Annotated in this window: 17 protein-coding genes; 14 read left to right on the top strand and 3 right to left on the bottom strand. The window is 48.4% G+C overall.

Annotated elements, in window-relative coordinates:
• Positions 1 to 84: 84 nt before the first annotated feature.
• From AC3B4V_RS07345 to AC3B4V_RS07335, 3 genes are read left to right on the top strand one after another with little or no spacing between them, the layout of a single operon-like run.
• Complete coding sequence (locus AC3B4V_RS07345; protein WP_058264691.1) at positions 85 to 951, top strand: NAD-dependent epimerase/dehydratase family protein; 867 nt, start codon at positions 85 to 87, stop codon at positions 949 to 951.
• Positions 948 to 1,451, top strand: a complete 504-nt coding sequence (locus AC3B4V_RS07340) for a GNAT family N-acetyltransferase (RefSeq protein WP_058264692.1) — start codon at positions 948 to 950, stop codon at positions 1,449 to 1,451. Before AC3B4V_RS07345 ends, AC3B4V_RS07340 begins: the two co-directional genes overlap by 4 nt.
• Complete coding sequence (locus AC3B4V_RS07335; protein WP_488378052.1) at positions 1,448 to 1,939, top strand: GNAT family N-acetyltransferase; 492 nt, start codon at positions 1,448 to 1,450, stop codon at positions 1,937 to 1,939. The genes AC3B4V_RS07340 and AC3B4V_RS07335 overlap by 4 nt, the downstream gene beginning before the upstream one ends.
• A 242-nt stretch (positions 1,940 to 2,181) precedes the next feature.
• Here AC3B4V_RS07335 and AC3B4V_RS07330 read toward each other — a convergent pair whose 3' ends face one another.
• Entirely contained in the window at positions 2,182 to 3,180 is a 999-nt protein-coding gene (locus AC3B4V_RS07330) for an NAD(P)/FAD-dependent oxidoreductase (RefSeq protein ID WP_023469135.1), read from the bottom strand.
• 243 nt (positions 3,181 to 3,423) lie between these two features.
• Here AC3B4V_RS07330 and AC3B4V_RS07325 point away from each other — a divergent pair, with 243 nt between their 5' ends.
• From AC3B4V_RS07325 to AC3B4V_RS07300, 6 genes are all read left to right on the top strand, one after another.
• Positions 3,424 to 4,635, top strand: a complete 1,212-nt coding sequence (locus AC3B4V_RS07325; RefSeq protein ID WP_029342410.1) for an NAD(P)/FAD-dependent oxidoreductase — start codon at positions 3,424 to 3,426, stop codon at positions 4,633 to 4,635.
• 81 nt (positions 4,636 to 4,716) lie between these two features.
• A complete protein-coding gene (locus tag AC3B4V_RS07320) occupies positions 4,717 to 5,034 on the top strand; it encodes a YuiB family protein (RefSeq protein ID WP_023469133.1) in 318 nt (105 codons plus the stop codon).
• A 101-nt stretch (positions 5,035 to 5,135) separates the two neighbouring features.
• Complete coding sequence (glcT, locus tag AC3B4V_RS07315; RefSeq protein WP_023469132.1) at positions 5,136 to 5,993, top strand: glucose PTS transporter transcription antiterminator GlcT; 858 nt, start codon at positions 5,136 to 5,138, stop codon at positions 5,991 to 5,993.
• 217 nt (positions 5,994 to 6,210) lie between these two features.
• On the top strand, positions 6,211 to 7,734 hold the full coding sequence (gene ptsG / locus AC3B4V_RS07310; RefSeq protein ID WP_029342409.1) for a glucose-specific PTS transporter subunit IIBC: 1,524 nt from the start codon (positions 6,211 to 6,213) through the stop codon (positions 7,732 to 7,734).
• Between the two features lie 128 nt (positions 7,735 to 7,862).
• Positions 7,863 to 9,971: a glucose-specific PTS transporter subunit IIBC gene (gene ptsG, locus AC3B4V_RS07305; RefSeq protein ID WP_350464357.1), complete on the top strand. Its 2,109-nt coding sequence runs from the start codon at positions 7,863 to 7,865 to the stop codon at positions 9,969 to 9,971.
• A 152-nt stretch (positions 9,972 to 10,123) separates the two neighbouring features.
• On the top strand, positions 10,124 to 11,641 hold the full coding sequence (locus AC3B4V_RS07300; RefSeq protein ID WP_488378051.1) for an MDR family MFS transporter: 1,518 nt from the start codon (positions 10,124 to 10,126) through the stop codon (positions 11,639 to 11,641).
• 108 nt (positions 11,642 to 11,749) lie between these two features.
• Here AC3B4V_RS07300 and ptsP read toward each other — a convergent pair whose 3' ends face one another.
• Positions 11,750 to 13,474, bottom strand: coding sequence for a phosphoenolpyruvate--protein phosphotransferase (gene ptsP / locus AC3B4V_RS07295; protein ID WP_047393452.1), 1,725 nt, complete (start codon positions 13,472 to 13,474; stop codon positions 11,750 to 11,752).
• A 353-nt stretch (positions 13,475 to 13,827) separates the two neighbouring features.
• On the opposite strand from ptsP, the gene AC3B4V_RS07290 reads away from it, so the two are divergent.
• From AC3B4V_RS07290 to AC3B4V_RS07280, 3 genes are read left to right on the top strand one after another with little or no spacing between them, the layout of a single operon-like run.
• A complete protein-coding gene (locus AC3B4V_RS07290; RefSeq protein WP_326187529.1) occupies positions 13,828 to 15,240 on the top strand; it encodes a leucyl aminopeptidase in 1,413 nt (470 codons plus the stop codon).
• A complete protein-coding gene (locus AC3B4V_RS07285; protein ID WP_156323189.1) occupies positions 15,237 to 15,407 on the top strand; it encodes a hypothetical protein in 171 nt (56 codons plus the stop codon). The genes AC3B4V_RS07290 and AC3B4V_RS07285 overlap by 4 nt, the downstream gene beginning before the upstream one ends.
• Positions 15,388 to 16,056: a DUF429 domain-containing protein gene (locus AC3B4V_RS07280; protein ID WP_488378050.1), complete on the top strand. Its 669-nt coding sequence runs from the start codon at positions 15,388 to 15,390 to the stop codon at positions 16,054 to 16,056. The genes AC3B4V_RS07285 and AC3B4V_RS07280 overlap by 20 nt, the downstream gene beginning before the upstream one ends.
• Here the strand turns inward: AC3B4V_RS07280 and ytvI are convergent.
• Positions 16,036 to 17,160 (bottom strand): sporulation integral membrane protein YtvI, encoded by a 1,125-nt coding sequence (ytvI, locus tag AC3B4V_RS07275; RefSeq protein WP_050678641.1) that lies wholly within the window; start codon positions 17,158 to 17,160, stop codon positions 16,036 to 16,038. The genes AC3B4V_RS07280 and ytvI overlap by 21 nt on opposite strands.
• Positions 17,161 to 17,253: 93 nt before the next feature.
• On the opposite strand from ytvI, the gene AC3B4V_RS07270 reads away from it, so the two are divergent.
• On the top strand, positions 17,254 to 17,439 hold the full coding sequence (locus AC3B4V_RS07270; protein WP_350469181.1) for a hypothetical protein: 186 nt from the start codon (positions 17,254 to 17,256) through the stop codon (positions 17,437 to 17,439).
• Positions 17,405 to 18,292 carry a MazG nucleotide pyrophosphohydrolase domain-containing protein gene (locus tag AC3B4V_RS07265; RefSeq protein ID WP_488378049.1) on the top strand — a complete coding sequence of 296 codons (888 nt, stop codon included), beginning with the start codon at positions 17,405 to 17,407 and terminating at the stop codon, positions 18,290 to 18,292. Before AC3B4V_RS07270 ends, AC3B4V_RS07265 begins: the two co-directional genes overlap by 35 nt.
• Positions 18,293 to 18,401 lie beyond the last annotated feature (109 nt).

Here is an 18,401-nt window from a genome sequence, read left to right as displayed (position 1 = left end):
TTATTGTCCGCATACAGGAGACCTGTTCCGTTGACTCGAAATATTAAGAGAGTGAATGCTACTACGAACAGGGAGGGCTTCAGGATGAGAAAAGTATTGATCTTCGGGGGAACGCGCTATTTCGGACGCCGGCTTGCAATTCGCTTAGCCGATTCGGGGGATGACGTGACAATCGTCACACGCGGCGAGCATACGCCACCAGTCGCGAAGGGCTTGACATTTTTCAAAGGAGACCGGACGTCAAGTAGTACGATGAAGGACTTAAGCCAACAGCACTGGGATGTCATCTATGACAACATTTGCTTCACGCCGTATCAAGCCAAGCTTGCGATCGACGCGTTTGAAGGGAAAGTCGGGCGCTACGTGTTGACGTCGACGATGTCTGTCTATGAAGACGGTGGTGCGAATATCACGGAGCGTGCCTACAATCCGTTTCCCGGGAAATATGAGCTTGAGAAGGAACATGGATATGGCGAAGGGAAGCGCCAAGCGGAGAGTTATTTCTTCCAACGGGCGACGTTCCCAGTCGTTGCGGTCCGTTTTCCGGTCGTCCTCGGACCAGATGACTATACGGAGCGACTCGTCTTTCATATCAAGCGGGCGCTTGACGGTCGTCCGATCGTTGCCGAAAACACATACGCGAAGATGGGGTATATCTCAAGTTATGAAGCCGCTGCCTTTCTTGAGTGGTGTGGTCGTTCGGAACTGACCGGACCAATCAACGCTGCAAGTGACGGTGTCTTATCAATTCAAGACCTAGTGGATAAGATCGACCGCGTTGCGGGAACGACGAGTCAACTCGTTGCAAAAGGAGAAGATGAATCGCCGCTTGCGCCAGAACGCGATTTCTATATGGATACGACAGCTGCGAAACAAGCCGGCTATCTATTCCAACATGTCGATGACTGGCTCGATCGTTTGATTGAAGAGGAGGTGCGCAATCACCAATGATGCAGTTGATAAAACCAACTCTTGCGTGGGAGACAGAGTATCGCGCCTTTTTAGAAGACTGGCGAGAGTCGGGCGAAACGATCGTGCCGGAAGCAGTCGGAGACACATATGAACCGCTCGGCGCTTATTTTGCGGAACTTAAGGAAATGGAGACAACAGTCAGACCGGGTCTTGTCACCCATTCGACGTACTGGATGGTCGACGGGCAACGAATCGTCGGTGCGCTGAACTTCCGGCATGACTTGACGGAGAACTTGAAGTTGTACGGCGGACACATCGGATACGGCATCCGACCATCCGAGCGTCAGAAAGGATATGCGACGACCGGGCTCCGTTTAGCGCTAGAAGAAGCACGGCAACGTGGACTCGATCAAGTGCTGTTGACGTGTGGCGTTGATAATCTAGCATCTCGCCGTGTCATCTTGGCGAACGGTGGACAAGAAATCGAGCCGACTGTTCGTAATGGACGCGAGACACGTCGCTTCATCATCCCGTTATGAGGATTCGTGAAGCACGTCTTGAAGATGCGTCAGCCATCGCCCGCGTTCATATTGATGCCTGGCGGGAGACGTATCAAGGTATCATTCCAGATCCGTATTTAGCACAGCTGTCGCATGCGAAACGGACGAAACAATGGGAACAGACATTAGTTGATCAGCGCGTGTATGTTGCCGTGTCAGGAGAAGAAGTCGTTGGCTTTGCGCAAGGTGGAGCGAATCGAAGTGATGCGCGTGAAGGGGAGTTGTATGCGATTTATGTCTTGCAAGCGTCGCAAGGACAAGGACTCGGAAAAGCTTTGTTTCAACGCATCGCTGAGGACTTAGCGGAATATGAGACGATGCAGGTTTCTGTCTTGCGAGATAATCCAGCGTGCCAGTTTTACGAGCGATTCGGTGGTCAGGTCTTCGAAGAATCGATGATTGAGCGAGGTGGGGTGGAACTCGTGCAACGGGTTTACCGGATACCTGTTAAAAGATCATCTATATGAAATCGGACGTTTTCAACATCTTCGCTTTCCTCAGGCGGGAGGTAAGCCGCGCCAGTTCCCATTCCATGTGATCTGTCGGGTCTTACCTATCCCTGACGGAAGCATACATCGTGCTTCCTTTTCCTGTAGGAGTCGAAGATGTTTGTTCACGTCCTAGATGTGATTCCATCTAAATAAGAGGTCGGACTCCGATATCTCATCCGGAATTCGACCTCTTATTTGTTTTCAGCCATTCAGGTATCTCAAGAATGATTCGTTACTTTTTCGAACAGACTCGTCGAGTGTTGCGGGTGACGAGCAGATGGATCAACAAGAAGCTTCGCTTGGTTAACGGCGATCGGTGCTTCACCAAAGCCCGTTGCGATCAGTTTGACGCGTCCTTCGTAAGTCGCGATATCACCACAAGCGAAGACGCCTGGAATCGCAGTCTCCATCTTCGAATTGACACGAATCGAATTGCGTTCGAATTCGACTTCCCATTCTTTGAGCGGTCCGAGTGACGAGACGAAGCCGAAGTTACAGACGACATCGTCCGCAGCGACGACGACGACTTCACCACTTTCAGCATGTTTGAACGTCAGCGTCTCGATGTGAGTCTCACCTGTGACCGATTCAAGTGTATACGGCGTCATGACGTTGACGGACGAATCGTGTAACAGTTCGACCGAATGTTCATGGGCACGGAACTTATCACGACGGTGGACGAGCGTGACGGATTTTGCGATCGGCTCAAGCATCAATGACCAGTCAACTGCAGAGTCACCGCCACCAAGTAAGACGACTTGGCGATCCTTGAAGCGTTCCATGTCGTTGACGAAATAGTGTAAGTTCGTTTCTTCGAAGCGTTCTGCATCTGCCACTCCGAGTGGACGCGCGGCGAACGAGCCGTTTCCTGCCGTCAAGATGACGGTCTTCGTATAATGCTCGCCTTTATTCGTGACGAGGCGGATGATTCCGTCATCCATCCGTTCGTAAGCGATGACGGTCTCACCGAGCACGTATGTCGGATCGAATTCATTTGCTTGTTCAAGCAACCGATCGACCAGTTCCTGTGCTTTTACTTTCGGAAAACCGGCAATATCGTATATATATTTTTCAGGATAAAGCGTAGCGAGTTGACCACCTAATTGAGGTAGACTCTCGATGACCTTCGTCTTCATCTGGCGCATTCCTGAATAAAACGCGGTGAACAGTCCGACTGGACCGCCGCCGATGATCGTGACATCATATGGTTGGTGCATCTGATTCCCTCCTAGCGTTGGATAGGTCCATTATATAGGAAGTAGGGGGTGAAGGTGCAAGTACGGAACATCTCACATTTTTTTAAGGGAAATTACATTTTTCTTTTGCAATCATTCCTGAAAAGTGTTTCAATAGGCTTATAGACATGTGAACATTATTTGAACAAAATTTTTGAGCATTCGTCTGTAATTGAATGTGAAGAAAATCACAACAAAACTACGATTCGTAAGGAGTATCAGAACATGAACACACCTAACATTGTTATTCTTGGAGCGGGCTACGGTGGATTGATCACAGCAGTCAACCTTCAAAAGAAACTCGGCGTCGATCAAGCGAACATCACGTTGATTAACAAACACGACTATCATTACCAAACAACTTGGTTGCATGAACCAGCTGCAGGTACGATGTCTGCGGAGCAAGCGCGCATCTACATCAATGATGTCATCAACCCGTCACGCGTCAAACTTGTCAAAGGTATCGTTGAGAAAGTCGACACGGCTGCTAAAACGGTTCTCTTACAAGATGGCGGAACAGTTCCTTACGATTACGTCGTCGTTGCTCTCGGTGGCGTTCCTGAAACATTCGGTATCAAAGGATTGAAGGAACACGCGCTGACGATCAGCTCGTTGAACAGCGTCCGTAAAATCAAGGAACATATCGATTACTCATTCGCACAGTACAAAACAACAGGATCACAAGATCGTTCACTCTTGACGATCGTTGTTGGTGGTGCTGGATTCACAGGAATCGAGTTCATGGGTGAGCTCGTCAACCGTATTCCAGAACTGTGCAAACAATATGACATTCCACGCGAACTCGTTCGTGTCGTCAACATCGAGGCAGCACCGACAGTCCTTCCAGGATTCGATGCAGATCTCGTCAACTATGCACACAAATGGCTTGAGCGCCAAGGCATCGAGTTCAAACTCGGTAACGGCATCAAGGAATGTGGACCAGGAAGCGTCACATTCGGTCCGCTTCAAGGCGACACGACTGAGACGATCGAAGCGAACACGATCATCTGGACTGGTGGCGTCAGCGGTAACCCTGTCGTTGCAGCATCTGGTTTCGAAGCGATGCGTAACCGTGTCGTCGTTGAAGAAGATCTCCGTGTTCCAGGACACGACAATGTCTTCATGATCGGTGACTGTTCAGCAGTCATGGACCCAAGTTCGAACCGTCCGTACCCACCGACTGCACAAATCGCGACACAACAAGCACACAAAGTCGCTGAGAACATCGCAGCACTCATCGCTGGTCGTCAAACATCGACGTTCACGTACGAGAACAAAGGAACGGTCGCTTCGCTTGGTCATAAAGACGGTATCGGCATGGTCTTTGGTAAGAAGATCTACGGCCGTAACGCATCGTTCATGAAAAAAGTCATCGACAACAAACACTTCTTCGAACTGAAAAAGCTTGGTCTTGCGATCAAAAAAGGGAAGTTCTAAGTTCACGTTTTAGGCAAATGTACACTCGTGCATTTGCCTTTTTTGTCGGTTATACTAGAAGAGATTCAAAGGGGGAACAGTATGCATATCATTCAAGCCGTGATCGGGAGTGTGCTTTATCTCGTCATGTTCTTTAGTATCGGATTCATCTTAAACATGTTGTTGCGGAGTACATGGGTGATGCTCGTACTCTATCCGGTCATCATCATCATGATGATCGACAACCAATCGACGCTCGAATACTTCACGAATGCTCGTGAAGCGATTCCGAATCTTGGGGACCGGATTGCTGGTCTACAGACAGCGGATATCACGATGTTCGCGGCTGGTCTTGCCGGAATCATCATCGCCGGTCTATCGATTCGCTTCTTGCGTAAGAGCGGTTACCAAATGTTTTAAAGTCTACTTGAGTAAGTAGGCTTTTTTCGTGTCTGAAAAACCGTTATAATAAAAACAATGTCTTTAAATAAATGTGTAAGAGCAGATTGGGTTGAGAGCGAATGGATAAACAAATGTACCACGTTATCAAGGTATTGAATAATAATGTCGTCATTTGTTCGACTGGTGCGAATCAGGAAGTCATTATCCTCGCGAAAGGGATTGGCTTCGGTCGGAAGCCAGGCGATCAACTGACAGATCTCGACAAGTTGGAAAAAGTCTACACGTTGAAGGATAAAGAAGAACAGGATCAATATAAGGCGCTCGTCGGTCATCTCGATGAGAATTTCATCGCGTTGATGAACGAGATCGTTTCGATGATCGAGACACGCTTCGGAAAAAAGGTCGACGAACATATCCATATCGGATTGACGGATCATTTGACGTTCACGTTCAAGCGACTGGAACAAGGAATGGAAGTCACGAATCCGTTTCTTGCTGAAACGGAAGCCTTGTATCCCGAAGAGTACGCCCTTGCAGAAGAAATCGTCGAGTTCATCAGTGCCGAGATGAATTTTTACCTACCTCCAGCGGAGACAGGATTCATCGCACTTCATATTCATTCAGCGACGAACTTCAAAGACGTACTCGAAGTCAACCGCCATCATCAACTCGTCGGTTTAATTGCTAGTCATATCGAACAGCGACTGGAGATTAAAATCGATCGAAAATCGCTTGATTACAAGCGTCTGATTCGGCATCTTCGTTCAGCGATTGAAAGGGTTTCCAATGGGGAGTATCTAGAGGCTCCAGAAAAAGTAGAAAAGCTATTGCGTGAAGAATATCCGCTATGCTATGATACTGCTTGGGAGCTGATGTCCATCATGGAACGTCAGTTGAAGAAAGCGGTACCGCGCGGTGAGGCGACGTATCTTACGATGCATCTGCAACGCTTAGTGCAGTACGATTCAGGTAAATGACCGCACGGACTACGTGTTACTGATACGATCAGGCATGAGTGGGATGTCGGGCAAGAAGCTTTATTTCCGTTATTCAACGGGATAAGTCTATTGTCTACAATCCGCTCGTGCCTGATTTTTTTCTGTAAAAAATCGGTCAGATGTCTGACTTTTTTCGTCTCAATCATTGGCATTATTCATCATACTTCGCTCTTAACAGGAAAAGGAGGAAACACACATGTTCAAACAGATTTTTGCTGTTCTTCAACGTGTCGGTAAAGCGTTGATGCTTCCTGTAGCGATTTTGCCAGCTGCCGGTATCCTACTCGGATTCGGTAACGCGATGCAAAATCCGAACTTGACGTCAAAACTCGAGTTCTTGAAAAATGATGCAATCATCAAGGTTGCAAAATTGATGGAAGCAGCCGGGGATATCATCTTCGGTAACTTAGCACTCTTATTCGCGGTCGGTGTCGCGATTGGTCTTGCAGGGGACGGCGCAGCCGGACTTGCGGCAATCGTCGGATTCTTGATCATGAACAAAACAATGAGCGTTTGGCTCGGCGTTACACCAGAAATGGTTGCTAACGGTCAAGGGTATGCAAACGTACTTGGTATCCCAACACTTCAAACTGGGGTATTCGGTGGTATCATCATCGGTCTGATTGCAGCTTGGGCGTACGGGAAGTACCATAATCTCGAATTGCCGCAGTTCCTCGGATTCTTTGCTGGTAAACGTTTCGTTCCAATCGTCACTGCTGTCGTTTCATTGTTCGCAGGTCTTGTACTTGTATTCGTTTGGCCGTTCGCACAGGACGGATTGAACACATTCTCCCACTTCATGATGGAGAAAAACCCAACACTCGCAGCATTCGTCTTCGGTCTCATCGAACGTTCGTTGATTCCATTCGGTCTTCACCACATCTTCTATGCACCATTCTGGTTCGAATTCGGTTCGTACACGAATGCAGCAGGTGATGTCGTTCGTGGTGACCAAGCGATCTTCTTCGCTCAATTGAAAGATAACGTTGAATTGACTGCTGGTACATTCATGACTGGTAAATTCCCGTTCATGATGTTCGGTCTTCCAGCAGCAGCTCTTGCTATGTACCACGAAGCTCGCCCTGAGCGCCGTGCAGTCGTTGGTGGTCTTCTTGGATCAGCAGCACTTACAGCATTCTTGACAGGTATCACAGAGCCAATCGAATTCGCATTCTTGTTCGTTGCTCCAATCTTGTTCGCAGTTCACGCAGTCTTCGCAGGTCTCTCGTTCATGACGATGCAATTGTTGAACGTTAAGATCGGTATGACATTCTCTGGTGGTTTGATTGACTTCCTTCTCTTCGGTGTTCTTCCAGGACGCACGCAGTGGTGGCTCGTCATCGTCGTCGGTCTTGCACTCTCTGTCATCTACTATGTTGGATTCCGTTTCGCAATCCGCAAGTTCAACCTGAAAACTCCAGGTCGTGAAGATGCAGCGCAAGAGACTTCATCTGCTCAAGGTTCTGAACTCGCTGAAGGTATCCTTGATGCACTCGGTTCAGAGTCGAACATCAAACACTTGGATGCATGTATCACACGTCTTCGTGTCGAAGTTCTCGACAAATCGAAAGTCAACAAAGATGAGTTGAAAAAATTAGGTGCTGCTGGTGTCCTTGAAGTTGGTAACAACGTTCAAGCGATCTACGGACCGAAATCAGACAACATCAAGTCTGAAATCCAAGCCGTCATCGCATCACGTAAACAAGAAAAAACAGTCTAAAGTTTTTAGAGTGAGTCCTTCTGCGGAAGGGCTCATTTTTTTGAGGAAAATCTTTTAGAATCGTTTTGCGATAGAATATTTTAGGGTATGAACTAAGTAGTTTGTTTAAAAAAGGAGGGAATATACGCATGTGGAAAAACGTGTTTGGTGTCTTACAGCGGATCGGTAAGGCCCTGATGTTACCGGTAGCGATTTTGCCGGCAGCGGGGCTATTGCTCGCGTTCGGGACAGCGTTTCAAAACCCGAACTTGACGCAATATTTACCGTTCCTTGAGAACGATTCGCTAGTCGTCATCTGGCGGGTCATGCAGGATGCGGGTGATATCATCTTTGCGAACCTCGGGTTACTGTTTGCCGTCGGGGTCGCGATTGGTCTTGCGAATGGGGAAGGAGTTGCCGGTCTAGCAGCGATCGTCGGTTTCTTGATCATGAACAAGGTCATCAGTTCGTTCTTACAGATCACACCAGAAAAAATCACGGAAGCACAGAAAGCGAGTGACTTGTCGTATGCGACGGTCCTCGGGATACCGACCTTGCAAATGGGGGTATTCGGAGGGATCATTGCCGGTTTGATAGCAGCGTACAGTTATAATAAATTCTTTAAAATCAAACTGCCTGATTTCCTCGGATTCTTCGCAGGGAAACGTTTTGTTCCGATTGCAACCGCCTTATTCAGTCTTGTCGCCGGGTTTGCCTTATCGTATATTTGGCCACCGATCGGCAGTGGAATCAACACATTCTCGAAAACAATTATCGAAGCGAACGAACCGTTGTCTGCCTTTATCTTTGGACTCGTCGAACGTTCGTTGATTCCGTTTGGTCTTCACCATATCTGGTACTCAAGCTTCTGGTTCCAGTTCGGTGAATATACGGATAAAGCCGGAACGATCATCAACGGGGATCAGCGGATCTTCTTCGCACAGTTGAAGGACGGTGTACCATTTACGGCAGGGACATATATGACCGGGAAATATCCATTCATGATGTTCGGTCTGCCAGCAGCCTGTCTTGCGATGTACCACACGGTCGCAAAGGATCGTCGTAAAGCCGTCGAAGGTCTCTATTTCTCAGCTGCGTTGACTTCTTTCCTGACTGGGATCACGGAGCCAGTCGAGTTCTCCTTCGTATTCGTTGCACCACTTTTGTTTGCCGTTCACGCTGTCTTTGCAGGTCTTTCATTCATGATCATGGATTTACTGAACGTCAAGATCGGGATGACGTTCTCCGGTGGATTGATTGACTACACGTTGTTTGGGATTCTACCGAACCGAACCTCGTGGTGGCTCGTCATTCCAGTCGGTCTTGTCTTCGCCGTCATCTACTACTTCGGATTCCGCTTCGTCATCACGAAGTTTGATCTGAAGATTCCAGGACGCGAAGCGATTAAAGAGGGTGCCGCTACCTCAACGGCACAAGCAGGCGATCTACCGTATGAAATTCTACAAGCATTCGGTGGTCCATCAAACATTAAACACTTAGATGCTTGTATCACGCGTCTGCGGATTACGGTCAATGATAAATCAGGCGTCAACAAGGATCGCTTGAAAGAACTAGGTGCTGCTGGTGTTCTTGAAGTCGGAGATAACGTCCAAGCAATCTTTGGACCGAAATCCGATGGGATCAAGTCAGAAATGGCAGATATCATGAAAGATCCAAATTATAAACCGAAAGAGACACCAGAAGCAGATCCAATTCCACAAGTACCAACGGGAGACGAAGCACGGACTTCTGGAACTACAGCAGATGCCGGTCCACTCGCTGGAGATCGTGGTGGGGCTTACGTGCCTGAAGATGGATATGTCGCACCGCTGAGCGGTATCATTCGTTCTCTCGATGATGTGCCGGACCAAGTCTTCTCCGGTCGCATGATGGGTGACGGATATGCGATCGAGCCAACGGAAGGATATGTCGTCTCTCCAGTCTCTGGTGAGATTACGACGTTCTTCCCGACGAAACACGCGATCGGTATTCTTGCGGATAATGGAGATGAAATCTTGATTCACATCGGTATTGATACGGTATCACTCGAAGGAAAAGGATTCGAGGCGTTGGCGAAAGCCGGCGATCGTGTCGAACCGGGGACACCACTCCTCAATGTCGATCTTGAACAAGTACGACCGCTCGTACCATCATTACTGACACCAATCATCGTCACGAACAGCGGCGATCGAAAAGTCGACGTTGATGTCGGACGGACGGTCGAAGCCGGAGAAGCGATTTCGTATCGTGTAGAGTAAAGAAGAAAAGCGATGGATCGCCCTGAGCGATCCGTCTTTTTTGTGTGAAACGATCGTAGAGCACATTTTATAATGAGATTTTGCACATATGATGATACAATGAGTTAGCTATTATAAGAGTTAGCTAATTTTTTGAGAAATGAGGTGCGTCGATGTCTTCGACTACAACAAAAACGAATACGACACCTGTCGTCATCGGATTATTAATTGGGATTTTAGTCGCAGCAATGGATAACACAATCGTTGCGACGGCAATGCCGACGATCGTCAGTGAACTGAACGGGTTTGATCAGTATGCATGGGTCACGTCGGCTTACATGATCGCAACCGTTGCTGGGATGCCGATCTTCGGTAAACTGAGTGACATGTACGGAAGAAAACGCTTCTTCCTCTTTGGGATGCTCCTCTTTATGTTAGGGAGTATCTTGTGTGGAATGGCAGACTCGATCATTGAATTGTCTGCCTATCGTGCCTTACAAGGGCTTGGTGGTGGGGCGTTGATGCCGATTGCCTTTACGATCATCTTCGATATCTTCCCACCGGAAAAACGAGGGAAAGTCAGTGGATTGTTCGGTGCGGTCTTCGGGATTTCAAGCATCTTCGGACCGTTGCTTGGTGCTGTATTGACGGATTCCCTTGACTGGCGCTGGGTGTTCTACATTAATATTCCACTTGGTTTGATTGCCCTTGGTCTCGTGACGGTCTTCTATCAGGAATCACCGGTGCACCGGACACAGAAAATCGACTACGTCGGTGCCTTTACGCTTGTCGCCGGATTGGTATTATTCTTACTCGCGCTCGAAATGGGTGGCAAAGAGTATGCATGGTCTTCGCCACAAATTCTTGGTCTGTTCGGAACAGCACTCGTCGCGTTCGTTGCTTTTGCGTTTGCAGAACGTCGTGCTGCAGATCCTGTCATTACGTTCAGTCTATTCCGCCGTCGCTTATTTGCGGCAACACAAGGCGTGGCCTTCTTTTATGGATTCGTCTTCATCTCCGCGAGTGTGTTCATTCCAATCTTCGTGCAAGGTGTCTTTGGTGGCAGTGCGACGAATTCTGGTCTAATCCTGATGCCGATGTTGATTGCCTCAGTCATTTCGGCGCAGCTCGGTGGACAGTTGCCGAATAAGTTTGGTTTCCGGAACATCATGATCGTCTCAGCGGTCTTCTTCCTACTCGGTGTCTATCTCCTTAGTACGATGACGCTTGAGACATCGCGGACAGCGGTAACGATCTATATGATCATTCTTGGCTTTGGTGTTGGATTCAGTTTCTCTCTATTGAATCTAGCGAGTATCAATGGGATTGAGATGCAACGTCGGGGCGCAGCGACCTCGATGGGCTCGACATTCCGTACAATCGGGATGACGCTTGGTGTCACAGTCCTCGGAATCATCCAATCGCGGACGTTCGCGTCGGCTGTAGCGGATCGGTTGCCGCAAGGTGGAGCGCCGTCCGGTGGACAGTTCCCAACAGCTGATGCGTTTGCGAAGATGCCACCAGAAGTCGCAACAGCGATCAAGACGTCGCTTGCAGAATCGATTTCAACCGTCTATTTCTGGGCGTTGATTCCAGCAGTACTCGGTGTCATCTTTATCTTCTTAATGGGGAACGAGCGTCCGATTTTATCGGAACAAGCTACTCCAGAAAAGAAGAAACAAGCGCAATAACCACCGTTTTAACAACGTCTTCTTTCTTATTAGAAAGGGGCGTTGTTTTTTTGTTGAATTAGACAAAAAAAGACGAACCTGGATTTCTCCAGATTCGTCTGACAGAACTTATTTTTTGATGTCGAATGTCGTGCTGAGGAAGTCAACGACTTCTTCTGCCGTATCCATATCGAGCACTTGTTCAACGATTGCTTCACATTCCGACTTGTTGAGGCGTGTCATCAAGCTACGTGCGCGAAGGACAGATGATGCTGACATCGAGAACTCATCAAGACCAAGACCAAGAAGGATTGGAAGAGCCAATTCTTCTCCTGCCATCTCACCACACATGCCGACCCATTTGCCTGCTTTGTGTGCTTCAGTGATGACGTTGTTCAAGAGGTTCAAGATCGCTGGGTTGAACGGTTGGTACAGGTATGATACTTTTTCGTTCATCCGGTCTGCTGCCATCGTGTATTGAATCAAATCGTTCGTTCCGACAGAGAAGAAATCGACTTCTTTTGCGAACTGACGAGCCATGACCGCTGTTGCTGGAATCTCGACCATCATACCGACTTCGATGTCTTCTGATACCGTGACACCTTCAGCTTGAAGGTTTGCTTTCTCTTCAAGGAGAAGTGCTTTTGCAGCACGGAACTCTTCGATCGTTGCGATCATCGGGAACATGACAGCGAGTTTACCGTATGCGCTCGCACGAAGAAGTGCGCGTAATTGTGTACGGAACAAGTCTGTTTGGTCAAGGCAGAGACGGATCGCACGGTAACCGAGGAACGGGTTCATCTCGTGTGGGAGATCAAGGTACGACAATTCTTTATCGCCACCGATATCGAGTGTCCGGATAACGACTTTTTTATCGCCCATTGATTCGAGAACTGTTTTGTAAGCTGTGAACTGCTCGTCTTCCGTTGGGAATGTCTCTGCATCCATGTAGAGGAATTCCGTACGGTAGAGACCGACTGCTTCTGCACCGTTCTCAAGAACGCCTTTTACATCGTTTGGTGTACCGATGTTTGCAGCGAGCTCGACGTGATGACCGTCAGCCGTCATTGTTTTTTCGTTCTTGAGTTTTTTCCACTCTTCTTTTTGTGCGATGTATGCTGCGCGTTTTGCTTCATACTCAGCCACTTGCTCTTCGCTTGGGTTGACGATGACGTCACCTTCTGCACCATCAAGGATGAGAAGATCGCCGTGTTTAACGTCCGTCAAGACGACTTTTGTTCCGACGACTGCTGGGATTTCGAGTGAACGTGACATGATGGCAGAGTGCGATGTCCGGCCACCAATGTTCGTTGCGAAACCTTTAGCATATTTACGGTTCAATTGAGCTGTATCCGAAGGAGTCAAGTCTTCCGCGATGATGATGACTTCTTCGTTGATTTGAGCTGGAGTGACGAACGTAATACCGAGAAGGTGAGCCATCGTCCGTTTCGTGACGTCACGAACGTCTGCTGCACGTTCGCGCATGTATTCGTTATCCATCGATTCGAAAATCATGACCATCATGTTTGCGACTTCATCGAGTGCTTTTGCAGCATTTGCTTGCTCGTCCTCGATTTTTGCGTTCACCTGACTGACGATTTCCGGATCTTCTAAGATGAGAAGGTGAGCCGAGAAGATCTCCGCTTTATCTGGACCTAATTCTTGTAAGGTATTTTCACGAATGACTTCGAGTTCTGTCTTCGATTTTGCGATCGCTGCTTGGAAACGTTCTTTTTCCGCAGCTGCATCCTCGATTTTGTGCGATGGAATCTCAAAGACCGGTGTTTCCATCACGAATGCTTTTGCAATCGCGATCCCTGCAGAAGCGCCAATTCCCTTGATATGTTGTGCCATGTGCATTACCCTCTTTTCAGTAAGTTTTTTTAACGCGACGACTTCGTTTCTTAGCTATCTATAGATACCCATAAACGCCTCTCTCTTAACGAGCCTTCTGCGCACTCTCCCTTGAATGAAAACGTAGACATTTCCCGGAACAGCAAACGCATCGTTTCTTGAAGTGTCTCAACATTTCACCTGTATAATCCTATCATATTGTGAAACGGGCAACAATTGTTTGAAACCAAGCATTTCGACAAATTGTCGAACAGAAGTAGTGAAAGCGTTTGCGGTAAGTCGAGAGGCTATCAGTTGGAAAATGACTGAAAACACTTCATACTAATAGATACTAGTCAAAGGGGGAGTTTTATATGCAAACGAATCAATCCGTAGATGTACTTGTTGTCGGGATTTCTGGAAATCAACCGCTCGATGAACGGTTACAAGCACTGTATGGTGACAAACTAGAAGAGTGGGTTCGTCAAGGCGATATCTCAACGAAACGAGGAGAACTACGTCTATTGCCAACATTAGCGGGCGACGTCGCACGTGTACTGTTCGTTGGACTCGGAAAAGTTGATCAGCTCTCGCAAGACGATTTACGTCGCTTGCTCGGGAAAGCGGCACAACATGTCAAAGCACGTCGCTTAGAACATGTCACAGTTGACGCAACAACATTCCCAGGGCAACCAGTCGAGCTGATTGCCGAGACATTCACCCTCGCTACATATGAGGTCAAACATTATAAGACGTCGCCTTCGAAAGCATATACGTTACAACTGACGGTCTTACCTGTAGAGGAAGAAGCAGTACGCCGCGGAACGGTCTTAGCTGAAGCGACGAACTTAGCGCGTCGTCTCGTAACGATGCCAGGGAATCTTTTGACGGCGCCAGCGCTTGCGGACGAAGCACGTTTCATCGCCGAACGTCATGGACATGATCTCCGAATCATCGATAAGGAAGAGATGGAAGCACTCGGGATGGGCGCCTTGCTTGCCGTCAACCAAGGATCCGTCATTCCACCGAAATTGATCGTCCTTGAATATAAAGGATCAGCAGAAGCACCAATCGCGGTCGTCGGGAAGGGCGTCACGTTCGATACAGGTGGTTATTCCATCAAACCGAAAGACGGGATCGTCGGAATGAAAGGCGATATGGGGGGCGCAGCAGCCGTTCTTGGACTGTTCGAAGCACTCGGTCAACTGAAGCCAGATGTTCACGTCATCGGTGTCATTCCAGCAACCGACAACATGATTTCCGGGGATGCCTTCAAGCCGGATGACGTCATCACGTCGATGGCAGGAAAAACGATTGAAGTCCTGAACACGGATGCGGAAGGACGGCTTGTCCTTGCTGACGCAGTCACGTACGTCAAAGAATATCAACCTAAAGCGATCATCGATCTCGCAACGTTGACAGGTGGTGTCCTTGTCGCGCTTGGAACAGAAATCACAGGTGCGTTGACAAACGATGCGTCACTTTACGAACGCTTTGAACAGGTGACGAAAGAGACGAATGAGATGGTCTGGCAAATGCCGTATGTCGATGCCTTCATCAAACAAGTCCGCCGTTCGGACGTTGCAGACTTGAACAACTCACCGGGACGCATGGGACACATGATCTTCGGTGGTGCGTTCGTCGGCGAATTCGTTGGTGACACACCTTGGCTACACCTCGATATCGCGGGAACATCGGAACAGAATCAAGCGTCTGAGATTGGTCCAAAAGGAGCAACGGGCGTCATGGTCCGTAGTCTGTACCGGTTCGTCGAGCAAGAAAAATGAGACGTTGGAATCTACTCGGCGTCTTGTTGACGATTCTTGCCGTCGTCTGGTATATGGATGCGCGCGACCGTCTATCGCTCGGTCTCGCGACGTTCATCGGTATCTTCACCGTCTTATCACTACTGCGTTCTTTCCGGGAGAAGACGAATGCACGTCATCGGGATTGATGCGGCAAAGGCGGGGTGGGTCGTCGTTATGTACGAAAATGGTCGTTATACGGGATTCGTCGAACCGACGCTTACTCAGATTCCGCTAGCTGACCGGATCTGGATCGATATGCCGATCGGCTTGATGGAAGGACGACGGGAAACGGATCAACTGTTGCGACAGGAATTACGCCCTGGGCGAACGAGCAGTGTCTTCAATGCCCCGTTTCTCAGTGCACTGACAGCTTCTAGCTATATGGAAGCAAACGATTTAGCGAAACAACATGCGGGGATCGGACTTTCAAAACAAGCGTGGTATCTATTACCGAAAATCAGAGAAGTTCGCAGTGTATATCGAACGGAGATGATTGAAGCCCATCCGGAAGTCTGTTTCGCGCGACTCGCCGGTCATCCGGCACGCTTTTCAAAGAAAACGATCGAAGGCATTGCGGAACGGATTGAATTGCTAGAGCGTTTTGATTGTCCACCGTTATGGGAACAGCGTCAGTCGCATGTTGCGGTCGATGATTGGCTCGACGCTTGTCTGCTTGCGACGGGCGCCCGTTTTCCGTGTGATTATTTGCCGGCGAGTCGACCGGTGGAACCGGAAGGATATCCGTTATATGCAGCTGTACCAAAAAAATCACCCTCACCGAAATGGTGTGGGTGATCCTTTGACGAAGTCCCAAATATAATGAAAAATCTGGGCGTTGTAGAGTGCTTTTAAGATGACAGCGATCAATGGTCCGAGAATCAGTCCGAAGACACCAAAGAATTTGATCCCGACGAACAGCGCGATCAACGCCGTGATGGGTTGAATCCCGATATTATCGCCGACGATTTTCGGTTCCATGATGTTACGCTGCAGAATGACGAGAGCGTATAGAATCCCGAGTCCAATCGCAAGTGTTGTATCGCCCGTGATGATCGAATAGGCAATCCAAGGCAGGAAGACGGAACCGGTGCCAAGATACGGCAAGATATCAAAAAAGGCAGCGATAAAAGCAACTGCGAACGGATGCTCGACACCAATGATGAACAAACCAATCAAAACGATGAAGAACGTGATCGTAATCAACGTGAGCTGCGCTTTGAGATAGCCGAATAAGGCAGATCGCAAGCTCAGGAAGACCGACTCGAAACGAGCGAACCAAGGAAGCATCTCATAACGTTTCAATCGCATCTCGTACTGGTGCCAATCTTTTGCGATGAAAAACCAAGCAAGTAAGACAATGACGAAAATCAATGCAATCGATGGCAATGTCGCAAGGACCGTCTGTAGCATCATTGCGATACTTTTTGATCCTTCGCCAATCGCACTCGCAAGTGAACTACCTAGAGATTGAATACTGTTTTGAACCGTATTTTGTTGCGATGGCTCCAGTGAGCGTAAGGCTTCGGAAGCATCGTTCCAGATGGGTGCCAGTTTTTCATTGTACAGCTTTTGAAAATACAGGCTCAACTCTTGGATTTGCGCCGGTAATTGGTTGGCGACAAATACAAGACCGCGAATCAACTGCATGATGATCAAGGCGAGCGAACCAACTAATAAGCCACTGATCAAAATGATGGACAACAACGCACCCCATCCACGAGTGATCCGTAACCGCTTTTGGAAGAAATCGACGAGCGGTCGGCTCAAAAGGGCAAGCAGAAACGCAAAGACAAACGGATACAAAATGGACGAGAGGCGGATGAGTAACCATCCACCAACTAAGAAGGCGAAGATCACCGTCAGGAACCGGGCCATTTGCCAAAGACGTTCAGTCGACACAAGCAACACCTCTTACTGGATTATGTAGAATTAATTGATATCATCATATCATGTTTAGATAGGTTACGAGTCATTCAAAAGGAGGAGATCTCGATGCGTAAAAGAGAAATTGGACTAATTGCTGCGTTGATTGCTGCGACATCTGTCGGAATCCGGGAATGGAAGAAAAATCAGGCATTTACGCAACACGTTAAACAGGAGACAGAAATGCACGTACGCCAAGCAATCGTGGAGGGTCAGACAGATGGAACAGATGAAGACACTGCAACAAAAGGTTGATGCGACGATTCGCTCACTCGGTGGTTATTTTCGACCGCTATCTGGTCTCGCGCGCCTGACGGAAGAAGTCGGTGAAGTCGGAGAAGCACTGGAACAAAATGATTTAGAAGCCCTTCGTTTTGAACTTGTCGACGTCTTGATGATCTCGACCTGTCTTGCGAACCAATACGTGACGGATCTTGCAGCACAGCATGAGACGCTCGGTACAGTAAATGATGATCAGGACGGTTCGTTTTATCGACTCGTGCATGAGGCCGGACAAATCGCACGTGTCATGAACGGTTATGAAGGGGACAAACCACCGAAAGCGAAAGATATGATTGTTCCGATTGGTCATTCCTTAGCACGTCTGCAACGCGAACTGTTTCGGTTAGCACGACCACTTCAACTTGATTTACTGACAGAAATCGACCGGACGAATGAAAAGAATCTGAAGCGGGATAAAACACGCTTCGCGTTGACGCGTGATCCCATCACGGAAGAGACGGTTGATCATTTCCGAAGTGCGACAGGAAGCGAGGCACGCCTCTGGGGAGCCCCTGTGTACAAGGAGAACCAAACGATAGAGGATAACATGGAAGCGGCATTGCCGTCACTCCGGCGTTTCCTCCGATGTGCGTCGATTGAGGGAATCGAAGCATTCGTCTTCGAAGCACCGATGGAACGCTCGCGTAGTTTGGTTGAAGTGAAAGAACTAGCGGACGAAATGGGACGCTTGATCAAAGAGCGGACACCGCTTGACTTCAAGGATTCACCGTATCGCTTAGAAGTCTTTGCGCCACAACTCGGTCCGATCTCGCCGTATCACGCAGAAGACGATCATCGGATGTTCCTTGTTCTCTATATCGATTAAATAAATAAGGGACTGACTCAAAAAAGAATGACACGTCTTTTCACGCCCTTTCCTCAGGCGAGACACAAGCCAGTTTTCCTGCTTCATTCAAGCAGGAAAGCGGGTCTTG

The organism is Exiguobacterium sp. E17S, from assembly GCF_057772545.1.
The sequence above is the reverse complement of the archived record's forward strand: the minus strand, read 5'-3'. Positions and strand labels throughout refer to the sequence as shown.